At 66.0% G+C, this 22,261-nt stretch carries 13 protein-coding genes and 1 pseudogene; 8 read left to right on the top strand and 6 right to left on the bottom strand.

The features are described from left to right. Nucleotides 1-59: 59 nt before the first annotated feature. A complete protein-coding gene (locus ACFSGJ_RS07780) occupies nt 60-1,118 on the bottom strand; it encodes an ABC transporter substrate-binding protein (protein WP_390260757.1) in 1,059 nt (352 codons plus the stop codon). Nucleotides 1,119-1,642: 524 nt separating this feature from the next. Further along, nucleotides 1,643-4,354 carry an aconitate hydratase AcnA gene (acnA, locus tag ACFSGJ_RS07775; protein WP_390260462.1) on the bottom strand — a complete coding sequence of 904 codons (2,712 nt, stop codon included), beginning with the start codon at nt 4,352-4,354 and terminating at the stop codon, nt 1,643-1,645. 215 nt (nt 4,355-4,569) lie between these two features. On the opposite strand from acnA, the gene ACFSGJ_RS07770 reads away from it, so the two are divergent. Next, nucleotides 4,570-5,292, top strand: a complete 723-nt coding sequence (locus tag ACFSGJ_RS07770; protein WP_390260460.1) for a DUF1223 domain-containing protein — start codon at nt 4,570-4,572, stop codon at nt 5,290-5,292. A 33-nt stretch (nt 5,293-5,325) separates the two neighbouring features. On the opposite strand, the gene ACFSGJ_RS07765 is transcribed toward ACFSGJ_RS07770, so the two are convergent. Then, nucleotides 5,326-6,201: a lysophospholipid acyltransferase family protein gene (locus tag ACFSGJ_RS07765; protein ID WP_390260457.1), complete on the bottom strand. Its 876-nt coding sequence runs from the start codon at nt 6,199-6,201 to the stop codon at nt 5,326-5,328. After that, complete coding sequence (locus ACFSGJ_RS07760) at nt 6,188-7,111, bottom strand: DMT family transporter (RefSeq protein WP_390260455.1); 924 nt, start codon at nt 7,109-7,111, stop codon at nt 6,188-6,190. Before ACFSGJ_RS07760 ends, ACFSGJ_RS07765 begins: the two co-directional genes overlap by 14 nt. Before the next feature lie 770 nt (nt 7,112-7,881). Here ACFSGJ_RS07760 and ACFSGJ_RS07755 point away from each other — a divergent pair. Together ACFSGJ_RS07755 and ACFSGJ_RS07750 are read left to right on the top strand one after the other, a co-directional pair. After that, nucleotides 7,882-10,362, top strand: a pseudogene (locus ACFSGJ_RS07755) (cation:proton antiporter); the annotation flags it as partial. An 830-nt stretch (nt 10,363-11,192) separates the two neighbouring features. Beyond that, nucleotides 11,193-12,842, top strand: a complete 1,650-nt coding sequence (locus ACFSGJ_RS07750; RefSeq protein ID WP_390260453.1) for an alpha-amylase family glycosyl hydrolase — start codon at nt 11,193-11,195, stop codon at nt 12,840-12,842. A 120-nt stretch (nt 12,843-12,962) separates the two neighbouring features. Here ACFSGJ_RS07750 and speB read toward each other — a convergent pair whose 3' ends face one another. Further along, nucleotides 12,963-13,925 carry an agmatinase gene (gene speB, locus ACFSGJ_RS07745; RefSeq protein WP_390260452.1) on the bottom strand — a complete coding sequence of 321 codons (963 nt, stop codon included), beginning with the start codon at nt 13,923-13,925 and terminating at the stop codon, nt 12,963-12,965. A gap of 139 nt (nt 13,926-14,064) precedes the next feature. Between speB and guaB the strand changes: the two genes are divergently transcribed. From guaB to ACFSGJ_RS07725, 4 genes are all read left to right on the top strand, one after another. Beyond that, nucleotides 14,065-15,513, top strand: a complete 1,449-nt coding sequence (gene guaB, locus ACFSGJ_RS07740; RefSeq protein ID WP_390260449.1) for an IMP dehydrogenase — start codon at nt 14,065-14,067, stop codon at nt 15,511-15,513. 65 nt (nt 15,514-15,578) lie between these two features. After that, nucleotides 15,579-16,412 carry an MBL fold metallo-hydrolase gene (locus ACFSGJ_RS07735; protein WP_390260446.1) on the top strand — a complete coding sequence of 278 codons (834 nt, stop codon included), beginning with the start codon at nt 15,579-15,581 and terminating at the stop codon, nt 16,410-16,412. Then, a complete protein-coding gene (locus ACFSGJ_RS07730) occupies nt 16,409-17,587 on the top strand; it encodes an RsmB/NOP family class I SAM-dependent RNA methyltransferase (protein ID WP_390260443.1) in 1,179 nt (392 codons plus the stop codon). The genes ACFSGJ_RS07735 and ACFSGJ_RS07730 overlap by 4 nt, the downstream gene beginning before the upstream one ends. Before the next feature lie 156 nt (nt 17,588-17,743). After that, nucleotides 17,744-20,038, top strand: coding sequence for a hybrid sensor histidine kinase/response regulator (locus tag ACFSGJ_RS07725; RefSeq protein ID WP_417398443.1), 2,295 nt, complete (start codon nt 17,744-17,746; stop codon nt 20,036-20,038). Here ACFSGJ_RS07725 and ACFSGJ_RS07720 read toward each other — a convergent pair. Continuing rightward, entirely contained in the window at nt 20,031-20,645 is a 615-nt protein-coding gene (locus ACFSGJ_RS07720; protein WP_390260440.1) for a sulfotransferase family 2 domain-containing protein, read from the bottom strand. The genes ACFSGJ_RS07725 and ACFSGJ_RS07720 overlap by 8 nt on opposite strands. Nucleotides 20,646-20,840: 195 nt before the next feature. Between ACFSGJ_RS07720 and recA the strand changes: the two genes are divergently transcribed. Then, nucleotides 20,841-21,905, top strand: coding sequence for a recombinase RecA (gene recA / locus ACFSGJ_RS07715; RefSeq protein WP_390260439.1), 1,065 nt, complete (start codon nt 20,841-20,843; stop codon nt 21,903-21,905). Nucleotides 21,906-22,261 lie beyond the last annotated feature (356 nt).

Below are 22,261 nucleotides of genomic sequence, written 5' to 3'. Positions count from 1 at the left end.
TCTGGCTGAACGCAAAACCCGCCCCGCAGGCGCGCGGGGCGGGCAATCGTCAGATCAGGTTACTGGACGTTCGCGCCCACGACCTGATCCCAGCCGCCGGTGATGACCTCTTTCGCGGCTTCCTGCTCTTCCAGCGTCGGGAAGACGGCGGCCTCATAGGCCTCGGCCGGGGGCAGGGCTTCCAGCAGGTCGTTCGGCACGACGCCGTTCTGCACCATGTCGTTGAAGCGGATCGGATGGCAGTAGCCGGCCAGCCAGCCCAGCTGACCTTCGTCGGAATAGAGGTATTCCATCCAGAGCTTGGCCGCGTTCGGATGCGGTGCATAGGCGCTGATCGCCTGCACATAGACGCCCGCCACGACGCCCGATGCGGGCACGACGACCTCGACCGGCGGGTTGCCGGCCAGCGTATCACGGCTCGCAAGCGCGTTATAATCCCACTGGATCACGATCGGCGTCGCACCCTGGGCCAGCGTGCCCGCCTTGCCGATCACCGGAACGAAATTCCCTGCGGCGTTGAGTTCGGCAAAGAATTCGAGACCAGCTTGACCGGCTGCGGCGCCAGGCTCGGCGCCGCGCGCGATGCCTGCGGCCTGAACCGCAAGGATCGCCTGGTTCGAGGCGCGCGGATCGCCGGCCAGCGCGACCGAGTTCGCGTATTCGGGCTTCAGCAGGTCTTCCCAGTCCTGCGGGATCTCGTCCACCAGGTCGGTGTTCACGGCAAAGGAAAGCACGCCGTAATAGTCGCCATACCAGTAGCCTTCGGCATCCTTGGCGGCATCCGGGATCGTGTCCCAGGTCGCGACCTGATAGGGCTGGATCAGGCCCTCTTCCTGCGCGGCGGGACCAAAGGCAAAGCCCACATCAATCACGTCGGGCGCCTGCGGGCCGGTGTTGTTGCGGTTGGCGCGGATCGCCTCGAGCTCATCTGCCGAACCGGCATCGGGGTTCAGCTCGTTGATGGTGAGGAAGGGGTATTTTTCCTTGAACCCCTGGATGACAGCGCCGTAGCCGCACCAGTCATGGGGCAGGGCGATGGTGGTCAGCATCCCCTCGGCGCGCGCGCCTTCGATCAGCTCTTCCATCGACTGGGCCGAAACGATGGAGGTTGTCGCCATGAGCGCGGCCGCCGTAGCGCCGACAAGGCGGTGGAAGGTGGTGGTCATTCGTCTCTCCCTCTGGGGTTGGCAGGTCGCTGCTTCGCGAGTGCTCACGCCGCTGTTATTCTCGTTTTGTAACGGTGATGTGACAGCACTTTATTCCTTAAATCAAGGTTCTTCATCGGCTCGGGACGATTTCGAAAAAGGACGAAACCGGGGATTGCAGCACGTGCCTCGCATACTGGTCCCGTCTGCGATGCATCGGCGCGGAACCGCTTTCGACGGGTGTGTCATACCGGCCCCCCGGGCAGACGGGCGGGGTTGTTTTTCGCGAGGGAAGGGGCCGGACGGGATGGACATGACGGCTTAAGGCGCGATGGGTGAAGGGCGCCGCCGGACCGCGCAATTCGATCGGACCTCGGCCCGGCTCACCTGCCAACTGTGCCTCCGGAAGGCGCCAGGCCGCTATCCTTCGGGCCGGTCGGCCCATGAAAAACCGCCGCACCCGTGGGCGCGGCGGTTCAACCTGTCTGACGGATGCGTCAGCTTTTGGCGAGGTTGCGCAGCACGTAATGCAGCACGCCGCCGTTCTGGACGTATTCGATCTCGACCTCGGTATCGATCCGGCACTTGAGCTGGATCTCCTTCACCGTGCCATCCGCATAGGTGATCGTGCAGGGGACCATGGAGAGCGGCTTCAGATCACCGGCAAGCCCGGTGATCGAGACGACCTCGTCGCCGGTGAGGCCAAGGCTCTTGCGGGTGTCGCCGTTGGTGAACTCGAACGGGATGACGCCCATGCCGACCAGGTTGGAGCGGTGGATGCGCTCGAAGCTTTCGGCCACCACCGCCTTGACGCCCAGCAGCGCCGTGCCCTTTGCCGCCCAGTCGCGGCTGGAGCCTGCACCGTATTCGATCCCGCCGAAGATCACGAGCGGCGTGCCCTGATCCTGATAGGCCATGGCCGCGTCGAAGATCGAGGTCTGCTGCCCGTCGGGGCCTTTGGAATAGCCGCCCTCGACACCCGGAAGCATCTCGTTCTTGATCCGGATGTTCGCGAAGGTGCCGCGCATCATGATCTCGTGGTTGCCGCGGCGCGACCCGTAAGAGTTGAACTCGCGTACCGGGACCTGACGTTCCACGAGATAGCGGCCGGCGGGGGTCGTTTCCTTGAACGAACCGGCGGGGCTGATGTGGTCGGTCGTGATCATGTCGCCCAACAGCGCCAGAACACGCGCGCCCGAGATGTCCGAGATCACGCCCGGCTCCTGGCTCATGCCGCGGAAATAGGGCGGGTTCTGGACATAGGTCGACGATGGCGGCCAGTCATAGGTCTCGCTGTCCGTGACCTCGACGCTTTGCCATTTGGCGTCGCCGGTAAAGACCTCGGCGTATTTCTTCTGGAACGCTTCGCGCGTCACGGTCTTTTCGACCAGATCGGCGACCTCCTGCGTCGTCGGCCAGATGTCCTTCAGGTAGACATCGTTTCCGTTCCGGTCCTTGCCCAGCGGCTCGGTCGTCAGGTCGATGTTCATGTCGCCCGCGATGGCATAGGCCACGACCAGCGGCGGAGAGGCGAGGTAGTTCGCGCGCACATCGGGGCTGATCCGGCCCTCGAAGTTGCGGTTACCCGAAAGGACCGCGGTCGCGATCAGGTCGTTTTCATTGATCGCCTTGGAAATCTCGGGCTGCAGCGGGCCCGAGTTGCCGATGCAGGTGGTGCAGCCGTAGCCGACAAGGTTGAAGCCGACTGCGTCGAGATCTTCCTGCAGGCCCGCGGCCTCCAGGTATTCCGACACGACCTGCGAACCGGGTGCAAGCGAGGTCTTAACCCAGGGCTTGCGCGTCAGGCCGAGCGCCCGTGCCTTGCGGGCGACGAGGCCGGCGCCGATCATCACATAGGGGTTCGAGGTGTTGGTGCAGGAGGTGATGGCCGCGATCACGACCGACCCGTCGCGGATCGTGTAATCCTCGCCCTCGACCTTGACGGTCTTGCGCACATCAACCAGCGTGTCGCCATCCTCGGCGCCGCCGCGATACTCGCTGACGACGTTGAGGAAGGATTTCGCGGATTCGGTGAGCGGCGTGTGATCCTGCGGACGCTTGGGGCCGGACACGGCAGGCACGACTTCCGACATGTCGAGATGCAGCGTATCGGTGTAGACGGGCTCATAATCCGGGCCACGCCACATGCCGTTCGCCTTGGCATAGGCTTCGACCAGCGCGATGCGCGCCTCGTCGCGGCCGGTCTGGCGCAGGTAGCGCAGCGCCTCGTCGTCGATCGGGAAGAAGCCGCAGGTCGCGCCGTATTCGGGTGCCATGTTCCCGATCGTCGCGCGATCGGCCAGCGGCAGGTGGTCAAGACCCTCGCCGTAGAACTCGACGAATTTGCCGACCACGCCCTTCTTGCGCAGCATCTGCACGACCTTGAGAACGAGGTCGGTTGCCGTCGTGCCCTCGACCATGCGGCCCGTCAGCTTGAAGCCGATGACCTCGGGGATGAGCATCGAGATCGGCTGGCCCAGCATAGCGGCCTCGGCCTCGATCCCGCCGACACCCCAGCCGAGAATGGCAAGGCCGTTCACCATGGTGGTGTGGCTGTCGGTGCCGACCAGCGTATCCGGGTAGGCGACTTCCTGGCCGTTCTGGTCCTGGTCGGTCCAGACGGTCTGCGACAGGTATTCGAGGTTCACCTGATGGCAGATGCCGGTTCCGGGCGGCACGACGCGGAAGTTGTTGAACGCCTTCTGACCCCATTTCAGGAAGGTATAGCGTTCGAGGTTCCGCTCATACTCGCGGTCCACGTTCATCTGGAAGGCGCGCGGGTTGCCGAATTCGTCGATCATGACCGAGTGGTCGATGACCAGGTCGACCGGGTTCAGCGGGTTGATCTTTTGCGGGTCGCCGCCAAGCGCCTTGATCCCGTCGCGCATCGCCGCAAGGTCCACGACCGCGGGAACGCCGGTGAAGTCCTGCATCAGCACGCGGGCCGGGCGATAGGCGATCTCGCGCGGGTTCTTGCCGCCCTTTTCCGCCCATTCGGCGAAGGCCTTGATGTCATCGACGCTGACCGTCTTGCCATCCTCGAACCGCAGCATGTTTTCCAGCACGACCTTGAGCGATGCCGGCAGGCGGGTGAAATTGCCGAGGCCGGCCTCTTCGGCAGCGGGGATCGAGTAATAGGCGACGGTTTGGCCGCCGGCCGTCAATGTGCGGCGGGTCTTGGCGGTATCTTGTCCGACGATGATGGTCATGGTTGGCTCCCTTGGCATGGACCGGGGTCTTGCTGCACTGCATTTGCCCCATCGCGGCGTTCGGATCAAGGGGTTCACGCCCGATTTGTATACCATTGTGCACAGAAATTCGCGCTTGCCCCTGTGGCCCAAGGGAAACACTAACAAAACCTTGATTGGCAAAGCCCCCGGTGCAGGATTACCAACATCCTACAACAACAAAGGGAGCGCCGTTCATGCGCCGGATCATCAGCACCGCGGCGGGTTTTCTGCTGGCGGCAGCGGCCCACGCGCCCCTTGCATCGGCGCAGGAGTCCGGCGCAGCCCCCAACCCGGTGGTGGTGGAGCTTTATACCTCTCAGGGATGTTCGTCCTGCCCGCCGGCGGATGAGCTGATGGAGCGTCTGGCGGCGCGGCCCGATATCATTCCGCTCGCGCTGCATGTGGATTACTGGGACTATATCGGCTGGGCGGATGAATTCGCCGATCCCGCCTTTACCGACCGGCAAAAGGGCTATGCCCGCGCGGCGGGCGAACGTGCGATCTATACGCCGCAGATGATCGTGGGCGGGATCGACAGGGTCGAGGGCGTGCGCCCGATGATGGTCGCCGATCTCATCACCAGCCACCGCGCGCGGGTCAATCCGGTTCAGGTGCGGCTCGCGCCCGAAGGCGATCGCGTCCGCATCCATCTCAGCGCCGAACCGGCCCTGCCGAGCGCGGCGCAGGTCCATCTGGTGCGCTATCGCCCGCAAGAAACGGTCAAGATCGAGCGGGGCGAGAATGCAGGCCGCACCGTCACCTACCACAACATCGTCACCTATTGGGAGACCATCGCGCGTTGGGACGGGCAGGAACCGTTCGAGATGATCGCCGACGCGCAGGGCGCGGAACCCGTCGTGGTGATCGTGCAGGCGCCGGGCTTTGGCCCCGTTCTGGGCGCGGCGCGCGCGGACTGAGCGTATGGGGCTTGGCGCGGCCTCCTGCGACCGTCACTTCCAGCGGCGGTGAATCCAGAACCACTGGTCGGGCATCGCGCGCACCCGCGCGGCAAGGCTGTCGTTGAGCGCCTGCGTCATCGTCACCGGGTCGCTGTGGGGGATCGGCGGTTCCATATCGACGGCAAATCCCAGACCGTCAGGCTGCCGCGTCGCATAAAACGGGATCAGCAGCGCGTCGTATTTCAGCGCAAGCTCTGCCGCGGACAGGGCGGTCCGCGCCGGCTGCCCCATGAAATCGAGCCAGGGCGCCCCCGCGATATGCTGATCGACCAGCAGCACCGCCTGACCGCCATCGCGCAGATGCCGGGCAAAGCCCGCCGTGCCCTTGCGCCCCTGCGGGAATGACTGCCCGCCCACGGCCTCCATCATCGCGACGTAGTGTTCGTTGAAAAAGACGTTGCGCATGGGCCGGTAAAGGCCCGCGATCTCGAACCCTTGCGCCGTGAGGGCCGCGCGCGCAAAGCCGAAATTCCCGAAATGCCCGGTGACGAGGATTGCCGCGCGCCCCGCCTCCCGCGCCTTGCAGAGCGCCTCATAGCCCGGGCCGGTCGGCACATGGCCGCGGGCGGCGGCGACCAGATCGGCCGCGGCATAGTTCTCGATCAGCATCCGGCCCGTGTTGTTCGCCACGCGGCGCGCGATCCGGTCGCGTTCCGCCTCGGGCATGTCGGGAAAGATCAGGGCGAGGTTTTCCCGCGCGCGCCGCAGATAGCCCGAGACCGGCGCCACGATCCGCTCGGCCGCCCAGCCCATGGCGCGCACCCGTGGCCCCGGAGGCAGGCGGAGCGCCAGCCAGATGAGGCCGCGAAACAGCCGGTCGGTCAGCCAGTCGCCAAAGCCGCGCCCGTCGTCCTTATCCCTTGCCATCGGCCCCCATACGATCCGCCACGGGTTCCGCGCCGCCCTGGCGGGTGCCGCGCGTTTCCCGGTGCCAGACATAAAGCCCGGCCGCGACGATCACAAGCGCGCCGACCCCGGTCCAGAAATCGGGATATTCGTCGAAGAGAAGCACCCCCCAGAGCGTCGCAAACAAGAGCCCCACATAAGCGAACGGCGCAACCACCCCCGCCTCGGCACTGGAAAACGCGCGGATCAGGCAAAGCTGCCCGGCGGCGCCGATCCCGCCGATGGCCAGCAGGCCGGGCAGGTCGGCCAGCGCGGGTGTCGTCCAGCCCAGCGGCAGGGCGGCGGTCGTCAGGACCGTTCCGATCAGCGCGGTGTAGAGAAGGGCGGTCCAGATGCTCTCGCCCGTGCCCAGCATCCGGGTGGTGATCGCGTGGCCGGTATAGCAGATCGCCCCCGCCAGCGGCAAAAGGGCCGCAGGCGAAAAGACACCGCTGCCGGGCTGGATGATGATCAGCGCGCCCACCATCGCCGCCAGCACCCCGAAAAGCCGCCGCGGCCCGATCCGCTCGCCCAGAAACAGCGCGGCGGCGAGCGTGATGAGAACGGGGTTGATGTCCATGATCGCCGTCGCCTCGGCCAGCCCGATATGCGGCAGCGACGCAAAGAAGAGCGCCGTCGCCCCCACCTGAAAGACCGAGCGCATCCCGTGCAGACCCAGATGGTTGGTCTGCAGAAGGCGCGGCAGGCGTGGGGCCAGCAGCACAAGGATGATCGCCGCCTGCCCGGCATAGCGCGCCCAGACGACCTGCACCGGCCCGTAGGTCACGATGAGCGACTTTGCGAGCGCATCCATCACCGTGAAGATGAAGATCGCGCAAAGCATGAGAAGGATGCCCCGCGCATTGGGGCCAAGCGACGAATACCACGACATGGCGCGGACCCTACGCGGCAGCCGTGGCAGGCGCAATCGGGGATGGAGCGTCGGCAGAAATGCCCCGTGGCACCCCGTGGCGCGGGCGTCGGGCCGGAAGCCGCCCCGCGCGGCGCAAAGCAGCCCGGCGCTCGATCAGCTGTAAAGGTCGTGCAAAAGCCCCCACACGGGGTCGCAGGGGGTGCGGCGGCTTGGGTCATCGACCTTCACCGCCAAAACCCCGCAAGCGGGGGCACAGGAGCACCCATGGGGCGCCAGCGCAGCCAACTTCAACAAGGACCCCTGCGCGAGGGGCGCGAGGTTTTCCAGGCGCTACGACGACTGCCGGACGGTCCGGCGCGGAGCGCATAGGTGCAAGATCGGACACCATCGCGCAGGTTCTGATCTGCCGGGCGCGTACGAGACGCAAGCGCGATGCGGTCGCCCGGACAATCGCCCCCGGGTGAGGCAACGGGACGCGATCTGGACCTTGATGGGCGGAAAGCATCGATGGGATTCAGGCACCTCCTGCGCGCGGGGCGTAAACGCGCGGGGCCGGGCGGGCGCTTGACCCGAACGCCGCATCCCGCCGCGCGCCGTGTGCAAAAGGTCAGGATCGCGTTTGACTGGATCGCGCGCAAGCATCCCCAAGCCTCCCCCCCGCGCGCGGGGCGCAAAAACCGTCGGCAAGGTGGCGCATATTTGCCGGTTGTTCAGCTTTGGACATCAAAGTTCGTTCAGCGCCGCCCGGGCCTCTTCTTTCTTGTGGAACATGGACTTATAGTCGGGACATGGACATCATCCTGATCGTTTCCCTTGTCGCCGCACTGTTTCTGGTGATCGGCTTGGCCGAACCGGCTGCGGGGCGGCTCCGGCTGCCCTATACGGTGGTGCTGGCGGGCGTGGGGATCGTGATCGGGATCGGGGCCGCGTTCTTCCTCAATACCGATTTCACCGATGCGCTGAACCCGCTGGCGGCGGTGATCGTGAACCTGCCGCTGACGTCGCAGGTTTTTCTCTATATCTTCCTGCCGACGTTGCTTTTTCAGGTCTCGCTGGGCCTGAACCTGCGGCGGATGATGGATGACTGGGTGCCGATCCTTACCATGGCGGTCGTGGCGGTGGTGGTGGCGACCCTTGCGGTGGGCTATGCGCTTGCGCCCATCGCCGGGGTCTCGCTGGCCGCCTGCCTTCTGATCGGGGCAATCGTCTCGACCACCGATCCTTCGGCCGTCGTCAGCATCTTCCGTTCGATCGCGGCGCCGCAACGCCTGACCCGCATCGTCGAGGGCGAAAGCCTCCTGAACGACGCGGCGGCCATCGCGCTCTTTGGCCTGTTCATATCCTTCGTGATGCGGGGGATGCCGGACCCGGACATCTGGGACGCGCTGTTGCAGTTTCCCTGGCTGATCGCGGGCGGCCTGGGGGCGGGCTATCTGGCGGGGCGCGTCGCGGTGACGGTGATGTCGGTCGTGGGCGGCTATCACCTTGCGCAGGTCTCGGTCAGCGTGGCGCTGCCCTATATCACCTATGTGCTGGCCGAACGCGTGCTGGGCGTGTCGGGCGTGGTGGCGGTGGTTGCGGCGGGGATGACGCTGAACCTCGTGGGGCCGGCGCGGCTGTCGCCCGCCTCGTGGAACTACCTGCGCGAGGTGTGGAACCTGCTGGCGCATTGGGCGGGGGCGCTGATCTTCGTGCTGGCCGCGCTGCTGATCCCGCGGCTGATGGGCGATATCCGGCTTTCCGACCTGGGCCTCCTGGTGGTGGTGATCGCGGCGGCGGCGGCGGCGCGGATCTTCATGCTCTTTGTCGTGCTCCCGCTCCTGAGCCTTGTGCGGTTGTCACCGCAGGTGCAGCGGCCTTACCGTCAGGCGATCCTCTGGGGCGGGCTGCGCGGGGCCGTGACCCTTGCGCTGGCGCTGGCGGTGACGGAAAACGCGCGCGTGCCCGCCGAGGTGCAGCGCCTTGTCGGTATCCTTGCCACGGGCTTCACGCTTTTCACGCTCATCGCGCAGGGGACGACGCTGCGCTGGATGATCGGGCGACTGGGGCTGGACCGGCTTTCGCCGCTCGATACCGCGCTGTCGCATCAGGTGATTGCCGTCGCGCTTCAGAACGTGCGCGAGGATGTCGCCGAAACCGCCCGCAGCCACGCCCTGTCGCGCGAGACCGTGCGCGCCGAGGCCAAGCGCTTTGGTGAGCGCCTGGATGAGGCGATGCGCCGGGCCGAGACGGGGACCGAGATTCTGGACCGCGACCGCATCACGCTGGGGCTGATCGCGCTGGCGGGGCGGGAACGTGACCTCGTGCTCGAACATTTCCTGCAACAGCTGATATCGCAGCGGCTGGTGGAACGGATGCTGTCGGATGTCGACCGGCTGATCGAGGCGACGCGGACCGAGGGGCGGAACGGCTACCGGATCGCCGGGCGAAAGGCGCTTGGCTATGGGCCCGGCTACCGCACGGCGGTGGCGCTGAACAACCGCCTGCGCATATCCGGCCCCCTGTCGCGGCTGACGGCGGAACGGTTCGAGATCCTCTTGAACCAGCGCATGATCCTTGAGGATCTGCACGGGTATATCGACGGCAAGATCCGCCGGATTCACGGAAGGCGGGTGGCTGACCTGCTGCACGAACTTCTCAATCGCCGCGAGGAAGGCACCGAAAGCGCGCTGGAGGGGCTGCGGCTGCAATATCCCGGCTATGCCGAGGAGGTGGAGCGTCGTTACATCCGCCGGATCGCCCTGCGGCTGGAAGAACGTGAATATGACGTGCTGCGCGATGACGGGCTGATTGGCCCGGAACTGCACACGACCCTGCGCCAGCAGCTTGCCCGCGCCCGGACCGAGGTCGAGCCGCGCCCGCGCCTCGACCTTGCCGTCCGCAAGACCGAGCTTGTGGGCCAGTTCCCGCTTTTCGCCGAGATGGACGAAAAGGCGCGCCGGCGGCTCGCCCGGGTATTGCGCACGATCTACGCCGAACCCGGCGAGATCATCCTGCGCAAGGGCGAAACCCCGCGCTCGGTCTATTTCATCGCCACCGGCGCGGTCGAGGTCGAAACCGCCGGGATCAAGATCCGCCTCGGGCGGGGTGAGATGTTCGGGCAGCTTGCCATCCTCAAGCGGCAACGCAGGCGCGGGCAGGTCACGGTAATCAGCCATTCGACGCTGCTCGCGCTCGATGAAACCCGGTTCCGCCGCCTGCTGGAAAAACAGCCGGGGCTGCGGCAGGCGGTGATCCACAGCGCCGAAAAGCGCGGGCTGCGCCTTCAGGCGGAAGGACTGTCGCCCGAGGCCGCCGGCCCCGAGGGTGCCGGCGCGGCCGACGGCGACAAGCGCGCCAAACTGCAAAAGGCTGGCAAAGGCGCCGCGGTGGCGGGTGCTGCGCCTGCCGAAATTGCGCCCGACGGCAAGGCCGGAACCGGGGCTGCGGTGCCCGATCAGGGTACCGGCCATCCGTCTCCTCCCGATCTCATCAGCTCCCGGCGACCTGCATCGGAGGCGGGTGGGCCGAACGCGGCTGCGACCGGCGCGGACGAGACTGCCAGACCCCAGCGCGACGCCGCCGGGGTGACCACCCCGGAAGCGGCGAAGTCAGAGGCCGCCGTGGCCGTCGCGGGCGCGACGCCAGATCCCACGCCGGAGCAGACAACCCCGGAACCTGCGCCGCCACCCGCAGAGGCCGGGGCGCCTCTGCCGGCCCCCCCTGCAGGCATCCCGCCCGATACCGTGCCCGACCCCACAAAAGCGCCGGCGACCGGAGCCGGGGATGAAGCCGGGGCGCCCGTACAGGCGGAGCCCGCGCCCGATGCCGAACTCCTTGCGGAGGAGCCGCCGCCGCGCGCGGAAAGGACGGCCTCGGATCGCTGAACCTCTTCACACTCCCGCCAGCCGGTCTTTCAGACCGTATTCGATGCGCACAGGTCGGAAGAAAGGATCTTCCTGTCGCGATGGCGGGAACCTACGGTGGCCGGCGGGGCCGGAACATTATGGCGTATCAAAGGCGCCGCAGATCGCCCCTCCACTGAATTCCCCGGGGCAATACAGAAACGGGAGATGCGGGCCCGACGCATTTCCCCAAAGCGATGAAGGAGCGAAACGCCATGAACAGCATGACCCAGACCTCCGTCACGGGAACCCGGGCGCAACGGGAATGGTGGCGCGGCGCGGTGATCTACCAGATCTATCCGCGCAGCTATCAGGACAGCAACGGCGACGGGGTGGGCGACCTGCTCGGAATTGTCGAACGGCTCCCGTATATCGCGAGCCTTGGGGTCGATGCGGTCTGGATCTCGCCCTTCTTTACCTCGCCGATGAAGGATTTCGGCTATGACGTCGCCGACTACTGCGATGTCGATCCGATGTTCGGCAGTCTCGCCGATTTCGACGCGGTGATCTCGACCGCCCGCGCCCTCGGCCTCAAGGTGATGATCGACCTCGTGCTGTCGCATACCTCGGATCAGCATCCCTGGTTCGTCGAAAGTCGGCGCGACCGGACGAACCCCAAGGCGAACTGGTATGTCTGGGCCGACCCCGCGCCGGACGGCACGCCGCCGAACAACTGGCTCTCGATGTTCGGGGGGTCGGCCTGGCACTGGGACAGCCGGCGCTGCCAGTATTACATGCACAACTTCCTGACCTCGCAGCCCGACCTGAACTTTCACGAACCCGAGGTGCAGGAGGCGCTGCTCAACGTGGCCCGGTTCTGGCTGGAGCGGGGGGTGAACGGCTTCCGGCTGGATACGATCAACTTCTATGTCCATGACAAGCAGCTGCGCAGCAACCCGCCGCTTGCGCCTGAACGGCGCAATGACAAGATCGCGCCGATGGTGAATCCCTATAACCATCAGGAACATCTTTACGACAAGAACCAGCCGGAGAACCTCGATTTCCTGCGCCGCCTGCGGGCGGTGATGGCCCCCTATGACGCCGCCGCCGTGGGCGAGGTGGGCGATGCCCAGCGGGGGCTGGAAATCATGGGGCAGTACACAGCAGGCAACGACCTGATGCACATGTGCTACGCCTTCGAGCTTTTGTCCAATGATCATCCCAGCGCCTCCAGCATCGCCTGTCTGATGGCCGAGGTCGCGCGCGTCGCCGGTGAGGGCTGGGCGTGCTGGGCGATGTCGAACCACGACGTGGTGCGCCACATCAGCCGCTGGGACCTGTCGCCCGCCGCGGCCCGCGCCTTTGCGACGCTGCTCATGTGCCTGCGCGGGTCCGCCTGCCTTTACCAGGGTGAGGAACTGGGCCTGCCCGAGGTCGAGGTCCCGTATGAGGATCTGCAGGACCCCTACGGGATCGAGTTCTGGCCGGAATTCAAGGGCCGCGACGGCTGCCGCACGCCCATGGTATGGGAGGCTGATGCGCTCAATGCCGGGTTTTCGACCGGCCGGCCCTGGTTGCCGATCACTCTGGAACATCACCGGCTGGCCGTTTCGGCGCAGGAAAGCGACCCGGCGGCGCCGCTGCATCACTATCGCCGCGCGATCGCCTTTCGCCATGTTCATGACGCGCTGATGCAGGGCGATATTCGCGATGTGACGGCGGATGGCGATGTACTGACCTTCCGCCGCGTTTCGGGGCAGGAAGAGGTGCTCTGCGCCTTCAACCTGGGTGAGGCGACGGCCCATGTCACCATCCCCGAGGGGCGGTGGGAGGTGATCGGTGCCGAGTTGAACAGCGCCGCGCCGCGTGACGGCGTGGCCTTGCTGGGTCGCTGGCAACCCTGCCTTTTGGTGCGGGCGGGCTGACCGCCGGGCGTGGAACATGTTTGCGGGCGGGAAGAGCCTGGGCGCGGAGGTCCGGTTTTCTCGCCCCGGCCTGATCGGGCGAGGTGCAGACGGTGAAGGGCGGCGCTTCGTCCGGCAGCCTCAGACGCCGCGCTGACCCCGCGCGTGAAAGACAAAGCCCAAGAGGTTCAGCAACACCTGCGCCGCTAGGATCGCCGTGCCGCCGGTATGGTCGTAATCCGGCGCAACCTCGACCAGATCGATGCCCACGATTTCATGCCGGTTGGCGACCTCCTGCAAAAGCTCCAGCACCTCGTAATAGAGAAACCCGCCATGGCTGGGCGTCCCCGTTCCCGGCGCGATAGAGGGGCAGAACCCGTCGATATCGAGGGTGACATAGACCCTCGCGCCCTCCGGCAGGCGGGCGGCCGCCTCTCGTACGCCCATCGCGCGGATCTGGCGGACCGAGAGGATATCGCCGCCCATCGCGCGGGCGGCCTCATATCCCTCGCGCGCGGTGGAGCTTACGTTGCGGATGCCGTAATGGGAAATGCCGGTGACCCAGGGCTTTTCGGCGGCGCGGCGCATCGGGTTGCCATGGCCATAGCGGACGCCGTGGCGTTCATCGACGAAATCCAGATGCGCGTCGATCTGAAGGATATGGATCTCGCCCTGATCCTCATAGGCGTTGATGCAGGGGATGTTGACGGAATGGTCGCCCCCGATCACCACCGGCAGGGCCCCCGCCCGCAGGATCGCCCGGACGCCCGCCTCGATATTCGCGTGGCTTTTCATCGTGTCGGTGTGAACGATATCGGCATCCCCGATATCGACGATCCGGACGTCGCTGCCCAGATAGGTGCAGTCGTCCTCGTGGTCGTATGCGCCCGCATGGCCAAAGCTGAAGAGCGTCGAGGCTTCGCGCACCGCGCGGGGACCGAACCGCGCCCCGGCCCGGAACTGCGTTCCGAAATCGAAGGGCGCGCCCAGCACCGCCACATCGGCCTCCAGCCGGTCCCAGTCGGGCTGGTAGGGGCGCTTTCCGAAGGTCGAGATGCCGACGAACGGCAGGTTCAGCCGCCCGCTTTCATATCCATGGCTCATTGCCGTCTCCCTGCTTTTTGGCGCCACGCTACAGGGCCGCGGCGCGGGCGCAAGGGTGCAATGCGCTCAAAGGGGCTTTGCATTTCCCCGGACCCGTGAAATAGGGAAGCGCCAAACGAAAACTCCCAAGGAGACCCCCATGGAGATTCGCGAGGCGCTTACCTTCGATGACGTTCTGCTGGTTCCCGCGGCAAGCTCTGTCCTGCCGTCCGAGGCGGATACGACCACCTTCGTCACCCGCTCGATCCGGCTGAACATCCCGCTTCTGTCCTCGGCGATGGACACGGTGACCGAGGGGCGGATGGCGATCGCGATGGCGCAGGCGGGCGGCATGGGGGTGATCCACCGCAACCTCGATATCGAGGCGCAGGCGCGCGAGGTGCGCCGGGTCAAGCGGTTCGAAAGCGGCATCGTCTATTCCCCCATTACGCTGCGGCCCGACCAGACGCTTGCCGATGCCAAGGCCCTGCAGGATCGCTACAACGTCACGGGCTTTCCGGTGGTGGATGAGGCCGGTCGCGTCGTCGGTATCGTCACCAACCGCGACATGCGCTTTGCAAGCGATGACCGGACGCCGGTGCGGGTGATGATGACTTCGGAAAACCTCGCCATTCTGCATGAACCCGCGGATCTCGACGAGGCGAAAAGCCTGATGAAGGCGCGGCGCATCGAAAAGCTCTTGGTGACGGACGGGCAGGGCAAGCTGACGGGCCTTCTGACGCTGAAGGACACGGAAAAGGCGGTGCTGAACCCCAATGCCTGCAAGGACGACCTGGGCCGCCTGCGGGTGGCGGCGGCGACGACGGTGGGTGATGCCGGGTTCGATCGCAGCCAGGCGCTGATCGAGGCGGGGTGCGACCTGATCGTGATCGACACCGCCCACGGCCATTCCGAAGGCGTCGCGCGCGCGGTGGAACGGGTCAAGTCGCTCTCGAACTCGGTGCAGGTGGTGGCGGGCAACGTCGCGACGGCGGATGCGACGCGCGCGCTGATCGCGGCGGGTGCGGATGCGGTCAAGGTGGGCATCGGGCCCGGCTCGATCTGCACCACGCGGATCGTCGCGGGTGTCGGCGTGCCTCAGCTGACGGCGATCATGGATGCGGCCGGTGCCGCCGGGGATACGCCGGTCATCGCGGATGGCGGCATCAAGTATTCGGGCGATTTCGCCAAGGCAATTGCCGCCGGGGCCTCTTGCGCGATGGTTGGCAGCATGATCGCGGGCACGGATGAAAGCCCCGGCGAGGTGATCCTCTATCAGGGCCGCAGCTTCAAATCCTATCGTGGCATGGGCAGCCTTGGCGCGATGGCGCGGGGGTCCGCCGACCGCTATTTCCAGAAGGACGCGGCAAGCGACAAGCTGGTGCCCGAAGGGATCGAGGGGCAGGTGCCCTATAAAGGATCTGCCGGCGCTGTGCTGCATCAGCTGGTGGGGGGGCTGCGCGCGGCGATGGGCTATACCGGCTGCGCCACCGTGGCCGAGATGCGGAAGAACTGCAACTTCGTGCGGATCACCGGTGCGGGCCTCAAGGAAAGCCATGTGCACGACGTGCAGATCACCCGCGAAAGCCCGAACTACCGGCTGGGTTAGGGGAACTCGATTTTCGTCCCGGGGGGCCTAGCTTTGCCCGGGACGTCAAGAAGAGGAGAAGAGGCATGGCACTGACCGTGACACATCAGATCGGCTCGACCGAGGTCACGATCCTGACCGATGGCGCGATTGCCTTTCCGGCACAGGTTTTTCCCGAAGCAGGGCTCGGCACCGGCGAGGCGCCGCCCGAAAGCGGCGTGACCCGCACGAATTTCAACGCGGTCCTGATCCGCGAAGGCGGCCGGACCGTTCTGGTAGATGCGGGGCCACGCGATCTCTTTGGCCCCGATTGCGGCAACCTGCCCAAGGCACTGGCCGAGGCGGGCGCCGCGCCGGCCGATATCGACCGCATCTTTGCGACCCATCTTCACCCCGACCACATCGCCGGGATGATCGACGCGGAGGGGCGCGCGGCCTTCCCCAACGCCGAACTTGCGGTTCTGTCGGCCGAGCGGGATTTCTGGTTGCAGAACAGCTATTTTGCCGCCGCCGACCAGCAGTTGCGAGACTGGCAGAACCTCGCTCAGGCGGTGCTTGACGCCTATGCCGACCGTCTGGTGGTGCTGGCGCCCGAGGCCGAGATCGCGCCGGGGCTCACCGGCCTGCCTCTGCCCGGGCACACGCCGGGCCATTCCGGCTGGCGGCTCGACTCGGACGGTCAGACGCTGATCCATGCGGGTGACATCGTTCATGCGCAGGCGCTTCAGCTTCCTGACCCCGAGATCGGCGTCGTCTTTGACCTTGATGCCGAGGCCGCGCGGGCGGCACGTCGCAGGATGCTCGACATGCTGGCGGCGGATGATCTGCTTTTTACCGGCGGGCATTTCCTGCACCCGGCCTTCAACCGCGTCTCGCGCGAAGGGTCCGGATTCCGCCTGCAACCCGCCGGGGCCGCGTGACGCCTGCGGCCCGCATTGCCGCCGCCATCGGCCTGCTCGACCGTTGGCTTGGCGGCGAGCCGCTGGAAAAGGCGCTGACGACCTGGGGGCGGGAAAACCGCTATGCCGGGTCGGGTGACCGTGCCGCGATCCGTGACCATGTGTTCGATGCGGTGCGGCGGCGGCGGTCCTATGCCGCGCTTGGCGGCGCGATCTCGGGGCGCGGCCTGATGCTCGGTTCGCTCCGGGCGTCGGGGCAGGATGCGGCGGCGGTCTTTACCGGGGCGGGCCACGCGCCAGAGCCCCTGACGGCTGAGGAGGCCGCTCATCCAATCCCCGGGATGTCCGAGGCCGAGGCGCTCGACTGTCCCGACTGGCTGTTGCCGCGGTTTCAGGACAGCCTCGGCGCGGACACAGCGCCGGTTCTGCAGGCCCTGCGCGACCGGGCGCCGGTCTTTCTGCGCGCGAACCTGCTGCGCGCCACGCGCGACGACGTGATCGCGGCGCTTGCGCCCGAGGGCATTGCGGCCCGGCCCCATCCGCTCGCCCGAACGGCGATCGAGGTGACCGAAGGCGCGCGCCGCATCCAGTCGTCTGTCACTTTTACGAGCGGACTGGCCGAGCTTCAGGACGCCGCGTCCCAGGCAGTGGTTGAAATGCTGCCGCTTGGCGACGGGCAGCGCGTGCTCGATTATTGCGCCGGGGGCGGGGGGAAATCGCTGGCGATGGCCGCGCGTGCCGCGATTTCGGTCGACGCCCATGACGCCGATCCGGCGCGGATGCGCGACCTGCCCGCCCGCGCGGCCCGTGCGGGTGCGAATATCCGGCCCATGACGACCGCGGCGGTGCGCCGTGCGGCGCCCTATGATCTGGTGCTGCTCGACGTGCCCTGCAGCGGCTCCGGAAGCTGGCGGCGCAGCCCCGAGGCCAAGTGGAACCTCACCTCCGAGAGGTTGACGGAGCTTCTGAAGATACAGGCGCAGATCCTTGATACGGCGTCGGAAATGGTGGCGCCTGCCGGCTGGCTCGCCTATGCGACCTGCTCGCTCTTGCAAGAGGAGAATGCGGCGCAGATCGCGGCATTTCGGGACCGCCATGAGGGGTGGGAGGTTCTGGCAGAGCGTCGCTTTACCCCGCTTGACGGCGGCGACGGGTTCTATTGCGCAGTCCTGCGGAGGACGGGGATACAATCTTAGGTTGCATTTTGGGGTGAAACTGCGTTTTCTTGCCGGGCCCTTCGTGCTTAGCAAGTGATTAACCCTTTTCTGGCGCTATGGGCCTGCGATTCCCGGTCGGAGGTAATCTTGCCCGAAGCTGCCCTTGAACCCCGTGCGCTGACTTTTCCCCGGCTGATGCGGCTCGGAAGGTCGGCGCTGCATCCGCTCTGGCTGCTGCCGCTCGTGGCGTTTCTGGTTGCGGTCGCAGTCCTGACGCTCGATCCGCGCCTGTCGATCGCCTGTCTGCTGCTCGCGGCCGGGCTGTTGCTGGCAATGGGGGGGGTGCATCTCGCGGCGCTGGCCCGGCGGATGCGGGAACGGCGGTTGCGACGCCAGGTGGCGGCGGTGGTGGCCTGCGACGCGATTCCCGCCTTCACCACCGATGCCATGGGGCGCCTGCACTACCAGAACGCCGCGGCCGTGGCCCGGTTTGGCGGCGGCGAGGGTGGCCCGGGCCGGGAAACGACGCTGCTCCAACGGCTGGAGGGGCATTTTGCAAGCCCGTCCTCGACGATCTACCGACTGCAGCGTCAGGCGGCCGCCGAAGGCGCCGCGCGTGAGGAACTGAGCACCCGCGCAGGAACCGCGCGCCTCTCGGTCCACCGGATCACGGGGGGCTTTCTGTGGCGCTTCGACGAAACGGCGGGGGATCTTGCGGCCCGGACCGCCGAACCGGTCAGCCTTCCCCGGCTCATCGTCAATGCGCGGGGCAAGGTGCTCAGCATGAACCGGGCGATGCGCAATCTTCTGGGGCGCGAGGCGACGCAGCTTGACGAACTCCTGCCACCCGGGGTCGTCGCGGGTGACGTCGCGATGATCGAAACCGCCCGTGGCCAGGTGCCGCATGTCTTCGCCGCTTGTGAGATCGCCGCGGGCCGGCAAGAGGTGTTCTTTCTTCCGGCACCCGAACCCATTGCCGAGCGGGCAACCAGGAATGGCACAACCTGCCTTCCTGCGCCGCTCAGCTTTGAGGAGTTTCCGGTCGGGCTCTTGCGACTGACGGATCACGGGATCGTTCTCGGCGCGAACCGCCTCGCACGGGAACTGCTGCATCACACACCTTCCCAGGGGGCGCGGCTGGGCGATCTGGTGGATGGGCTGGGGCGTTCGGTCTCGGACTGGATCGGCGATTGCGCGGCCGGTCGCACAGTGGCCCGTCCCGAAGTCGTGCGCGCCGTCCATGCAACGCCGGTGAGCTATCTTCAGGTCACGCTGCGTCTTATGCCGTGCCCTTCCGGAAACGAGTTGTTCGCCCTTCTCCACGATGCAACCGAACTCAAGACGCTGGAGGCGCAGTTCGTCCAGAGCCAGAAGATGCACGCGATCGGCCAGCTTGCCGGGGGCGTCGCGCATGATTTCAACAACCTCCTGACCGCGATCAGCGGTCATTGCGACCTCCTGCTCCTGCGGCATGACAAGGGCGACCCGGATTACCCCGATCTGGTGCAGATCCACCAGAACGCGAACCGCGCGGCGAGCCTTGTAGGACAGCTTCTGGCGTTTTCCCGCAAGCAGACGCTTCAGTTGCAACTTATCGACCTGCGCGACTCGCTGACCGACCTGGGGCATCTGCTGAACCGGCTGGTCGGGGAACGGGTGCGTCTTGTCGTTGCCCAGCCGGCGGAACTGGACCTGATCCGGGCCGATCCGCGCCAGTTGGAGCAGGTCCTGATGAATCTTGTCGTCAATGCCCGTGATGCCATGCCTGCGGGCGGCGAGATCCGGATCGAGGCCAGGAATGAGGACCTCTTGGCCCCGATCTCACGGGATCGGACGATGGTGCCGGCGGGGCGCTATGTGGTGATCCGTATCAAGGATGAGGGTCAGGGCATCCCGCCCGAGGTCATCGGCAAGATATTCGAGCCGTTCTTTACGACGAAACGGGCGGGCGAGGGGACGGGGCTGGGTCTGTCCACCGCCTACGGGATCGTCAAGCAGACCGGAGGCTTCATCTTTGCCGACAGCACGCCCGGGGTGGGCACGACCTTTTCGCTTTACCTGCCTGCGCATGAGGGCACGTTGCCCCAACGTGCGCCCGAGCCCTCACCCCCCGCCCTTGGGCCCGGAACAGGTATCGTCCTTCTGGTTGAAGATGAGGCCCCCGTCCGAGCATTTGCCGCCCGGGCGCTCCGGTTGCGCGGCTATACCACTCTTGAGGCAGAAAGCGGTGAAGAGGCGCTGGCCTTGCTTGACAATCCTGACCTGTCGGTCGACCTGATTCTCAGCGACGTCATCATGCCCGGGCTCGACGGACCAGGCTGGGTGCGGCAGGCGCGCGAGGTGCGCCCTGACGTCAAGGTGATCTTCATGTCAGGCTATGCCGAGGACGGTTTCAGCGAGGCCCAGGCCCGCATCCCGAACTCCGTATTCCTGCAAAAGCCTTTCTCGCTCAACAAGCTGACCGAGACGGTGCAGTCCCTCCTCAGCTGACGGGCGAGGGATCGGTCTGCGGGATCGCATCATAGAGCGCGTAATCCGCGCTTAGCGCCTCCTGCAGCCGCGCCCGCAGTTCCGTGTCCAGCGTAAGATCGCCTTTCGGCGAGACATTGAGCCGGGGCAGGATGACCTCGCAATTCAGCCGCTCTTCGAGGAAGTTCACGAAACTGTCGATATCTTCGTAGCGGAACAGACGATCAACACCCAGAACGCCGTCCCTGCACAGAAAGGTCGATTGCGCACCCACATTCGCGAAGGGTGGACGTTCGGGCCGCAAATAGGCTTCCACGAAGTCCGAAAAGCTGAGATCGCGCGTGCTGTTGGGCTGGTTTGCCACGGCGTCCCGCCGCCGGAAGCGATACCAGCTGCCCAGCCAGTCGACCGGTTCGCGCATCAACGCGACGGCCTCGAACTGCGCCGAAGAGGCCCTGTTCAGATAGGGGCGCAGAAACCGCTGATAGGGCGTGGCCGGGGAATGCTTGAGTTCGGGCGGGCGCTGGATTGACACGGTGGCGAGGGATTCGAGCGCCACCTCAATGGCTGTGGACCCCGTCTTGGGCGTGGCGAGGAAAACCAGCCTCTCATTCCAAAAAACAAGCATTCCAACCTCTTGCAAATCGTCGGGCGCAGAATGCTGCGAAGCGGCGTCGACGTAAACCACTTCTTAACCATCAGCGCGTCTGATCGGCAGAGGACGACGCTTGCAATGTTCCCGTTTTGGGCGCATAACGTGAACAAGGCAGGAACAAAAGCTGGATTGCGCCTGTGCGCGGGCTATGAAACAAGGGGTGAACCTGTGGCAACCTTGAGCTTACTCGACATGACGGACAAACGGACCTCCGACCGGCAAAAGGCGCTCGACAGCGCTTTGGCGCAGATCGAACGGCAGTTCGGGAAAGGGTCGATCATGCGGCTCGGCGCCGACAACCCGGTCGCCGAGATCGAGGCGACCTCGACGGGTTCCCTCGGCCTCGACATCGCGCTCGGCATCGGCGGGTTGCCCAAGGGCCGGATCATCGAGATCTTCGGCCCCGAAAGCTCGGGCAAGACGACGCTGACCCTGCATGTCGTTGCGGAAGAACAGAAAAAAGGCGGGGTCTGCGCCTTTGTCGATGCCGAACACGCGCTTGATCCGCAATATGCGAAAAAGCTTGGCGTGAACCTCGATGAGCTGCTGATCAGCCAGCCGGATACCGGCGAACAGGCGCTCGAGATCGTCGATACGCTCGTCCGCTCGGGCGCGGTCAGCCTTGTCGTCGTCGACTCGGTCGCGGCGCTGACGCCGAAGTCCGAGATCGAGGGCGACATGGGCGACATGCAGATGGGCAGCCAGGCCCGTCTGATGAGCCAGGCGATGCGCAAGCTCACCGCTTCGATCAGCCGGTCGAACTGCATGGTCATCTTCATCAACCAGATCCGCATGAAGATCGGCGTCATGTTCGGCAGCCCCGAGACGACGACCGGCGGCAACGCGCTCAAGTTCTACGCCTCCGTGCGGCTCGACATCCGCCGCATCGGTTCCGTCAAGGACCGGGATGAGGTGGTTGGAAACGCCACGCGGGTGAAGGTGGTCAAGAACAAGGTTGCGCCGCCCTTCAAGCAGGTCGAATTCGACATCATGTATGGCGAAGGGATTTCGAAGACCGGCGAGATGATCGACCTCGGCGTGAAGGCCGGCGTGGTCGAGAAATCCGGGTCCTGGTATTCCTATGGCGATGAGCGGATCGGCCAGGGCCGGGAAAACGCCAAGAACTTCCTAAAGGCCAACCCGGCCGTCGCGATGTCGATCGAGGACAAGATCCGCAGCTCGCATGGGCTCGATTTCCACGTGAGCGAAGGCGAGGACGTGGTGGACGACTGATCGGGTCTGCGCGCGGTGCGGGGATGCTGGTGCCGATCCTGACGACGGACCGGCCTGACTAACCGGGTCTGCGCAGGGTCGGGCGGCGACGCTCCGCGGTCCGGAGCGGGTGCAGTGCGCTGTCGCCCGTCCGGAACGGTATCTGGTGCCTCGTGCGGGTCGATGCGTCGCCCTCGAAAACGCATGGCGATGCCGCTAGGGCGGGCTGAGTCAACAGTCGCAACGCGAGGTGATGACAGACTGTGTGATGAACGAACTGTGGGCGGACCTGTCCGGCCCGCCCCGGCACTGACCCTCCGCTGTTGCCGCGCCTTCCGGGCGGAACCCGCTCAAGCGGCGCTTATACGGCTATACGG

This window comes from Halodurantibacterium flavum (assembly GCF_042681825.1).
Classification (GTDB): domain Bacteria; phylum Pseudomonadota; class Alphaproteobacteria; order Rhodobacterales; family Rhodobacteraceae; genus Halodurantibacterium; species Halodurantibacterium flavum.
This window is presented reverse-complemented; position numbering and strand designations above follow the sequence as displayed.

What these genes read in the sequence shown, in the direction of transcription:
- ACFSGJ_RS07720 (WP_390260440.1), bottom strand. Translation starts at nt 20,645, where the DNA reads ATGCTTGTTTTTTGGAATGAGAGGCTGGTTTTCCTCGCCACGCCCAAG.
- ACFSGJ_RS07750 (WP_390260453.1), top strand. Translation starts at nt 11,193, where the DNA reads ATGAACAGCATGACCCAGACCTCCGTCACGGGAACCCGGGCGCAACGG.
- ACFSGJ_RS07765 (WP_390260457.1), bottom strand. Translation starts at nt 6,201, where the DNA reads ATGGCAAGGGATAAGGACGACGGGCGCGGCTTTGGCGACTGGCTGACC.
- ACFSGJ_RS07770 (WP_390260460.1), top strand. Translation starts at nt 4,570, where the DNA reads ATGCGCCGGATCATCAGCACCGCGGCGGGTTTTCTGCTGGCGGCAGCG.
- speB (WP_390260452.1), bottom strand. Translation starts at nt 13,925, where the DNA reads ATGAGCCATGGATATGAAAGCGGGCGGCTGAACCTGCCGTTCGTCGGC.
- ACFSGJ_RS07735 (WP_390260446.1), top strand. Translation starts at nt 15,579, where the DNA reads ATGGCACTGACCGTGACACATCAGATCGGCTCGACCGAGGTCACGATC.
- ACFSGJ_RS07780 (WP_390260757.1), bottom strand. Translation starts at nt 1,118, where the DNA reads ATGGCGACAACCTCCATCGTTTCGGCCCAGTCGATGGAAGAGCTGATC.
- acnA (WP_390260462.1), bottom strand. Translation starts at nt 4,354, where the DNA reads ATGACCATCATCGTCGGACAAGATACCGCCAAGACCCGCCGCACATTG.
- ACFSGJ_RS07760 (WP_390260455.1), bottom strand. Translation starts at nt 7,111, where the DNA reads ATGTCGTGGTATTCGTCGCTTGGCCCCAATGCGCGGGGCATCCTTCTC.
- ACFSGJ_RS07725 (WP_417398443.1), top strand. Translation starts at nt 17,744, where the DNA reads ATGCGGCTCGGAAGGTCGGCGCTGCATCCGCTCTGGCTGCTGCCGCTC.
- guaB (WP_390260449.1), top strand. Translation starts at nt 14,065, where the DNA reads ATGGAGATTCGCGAGGCGCTTACCTTCGATGACGTTCTGCTGGTTCCC.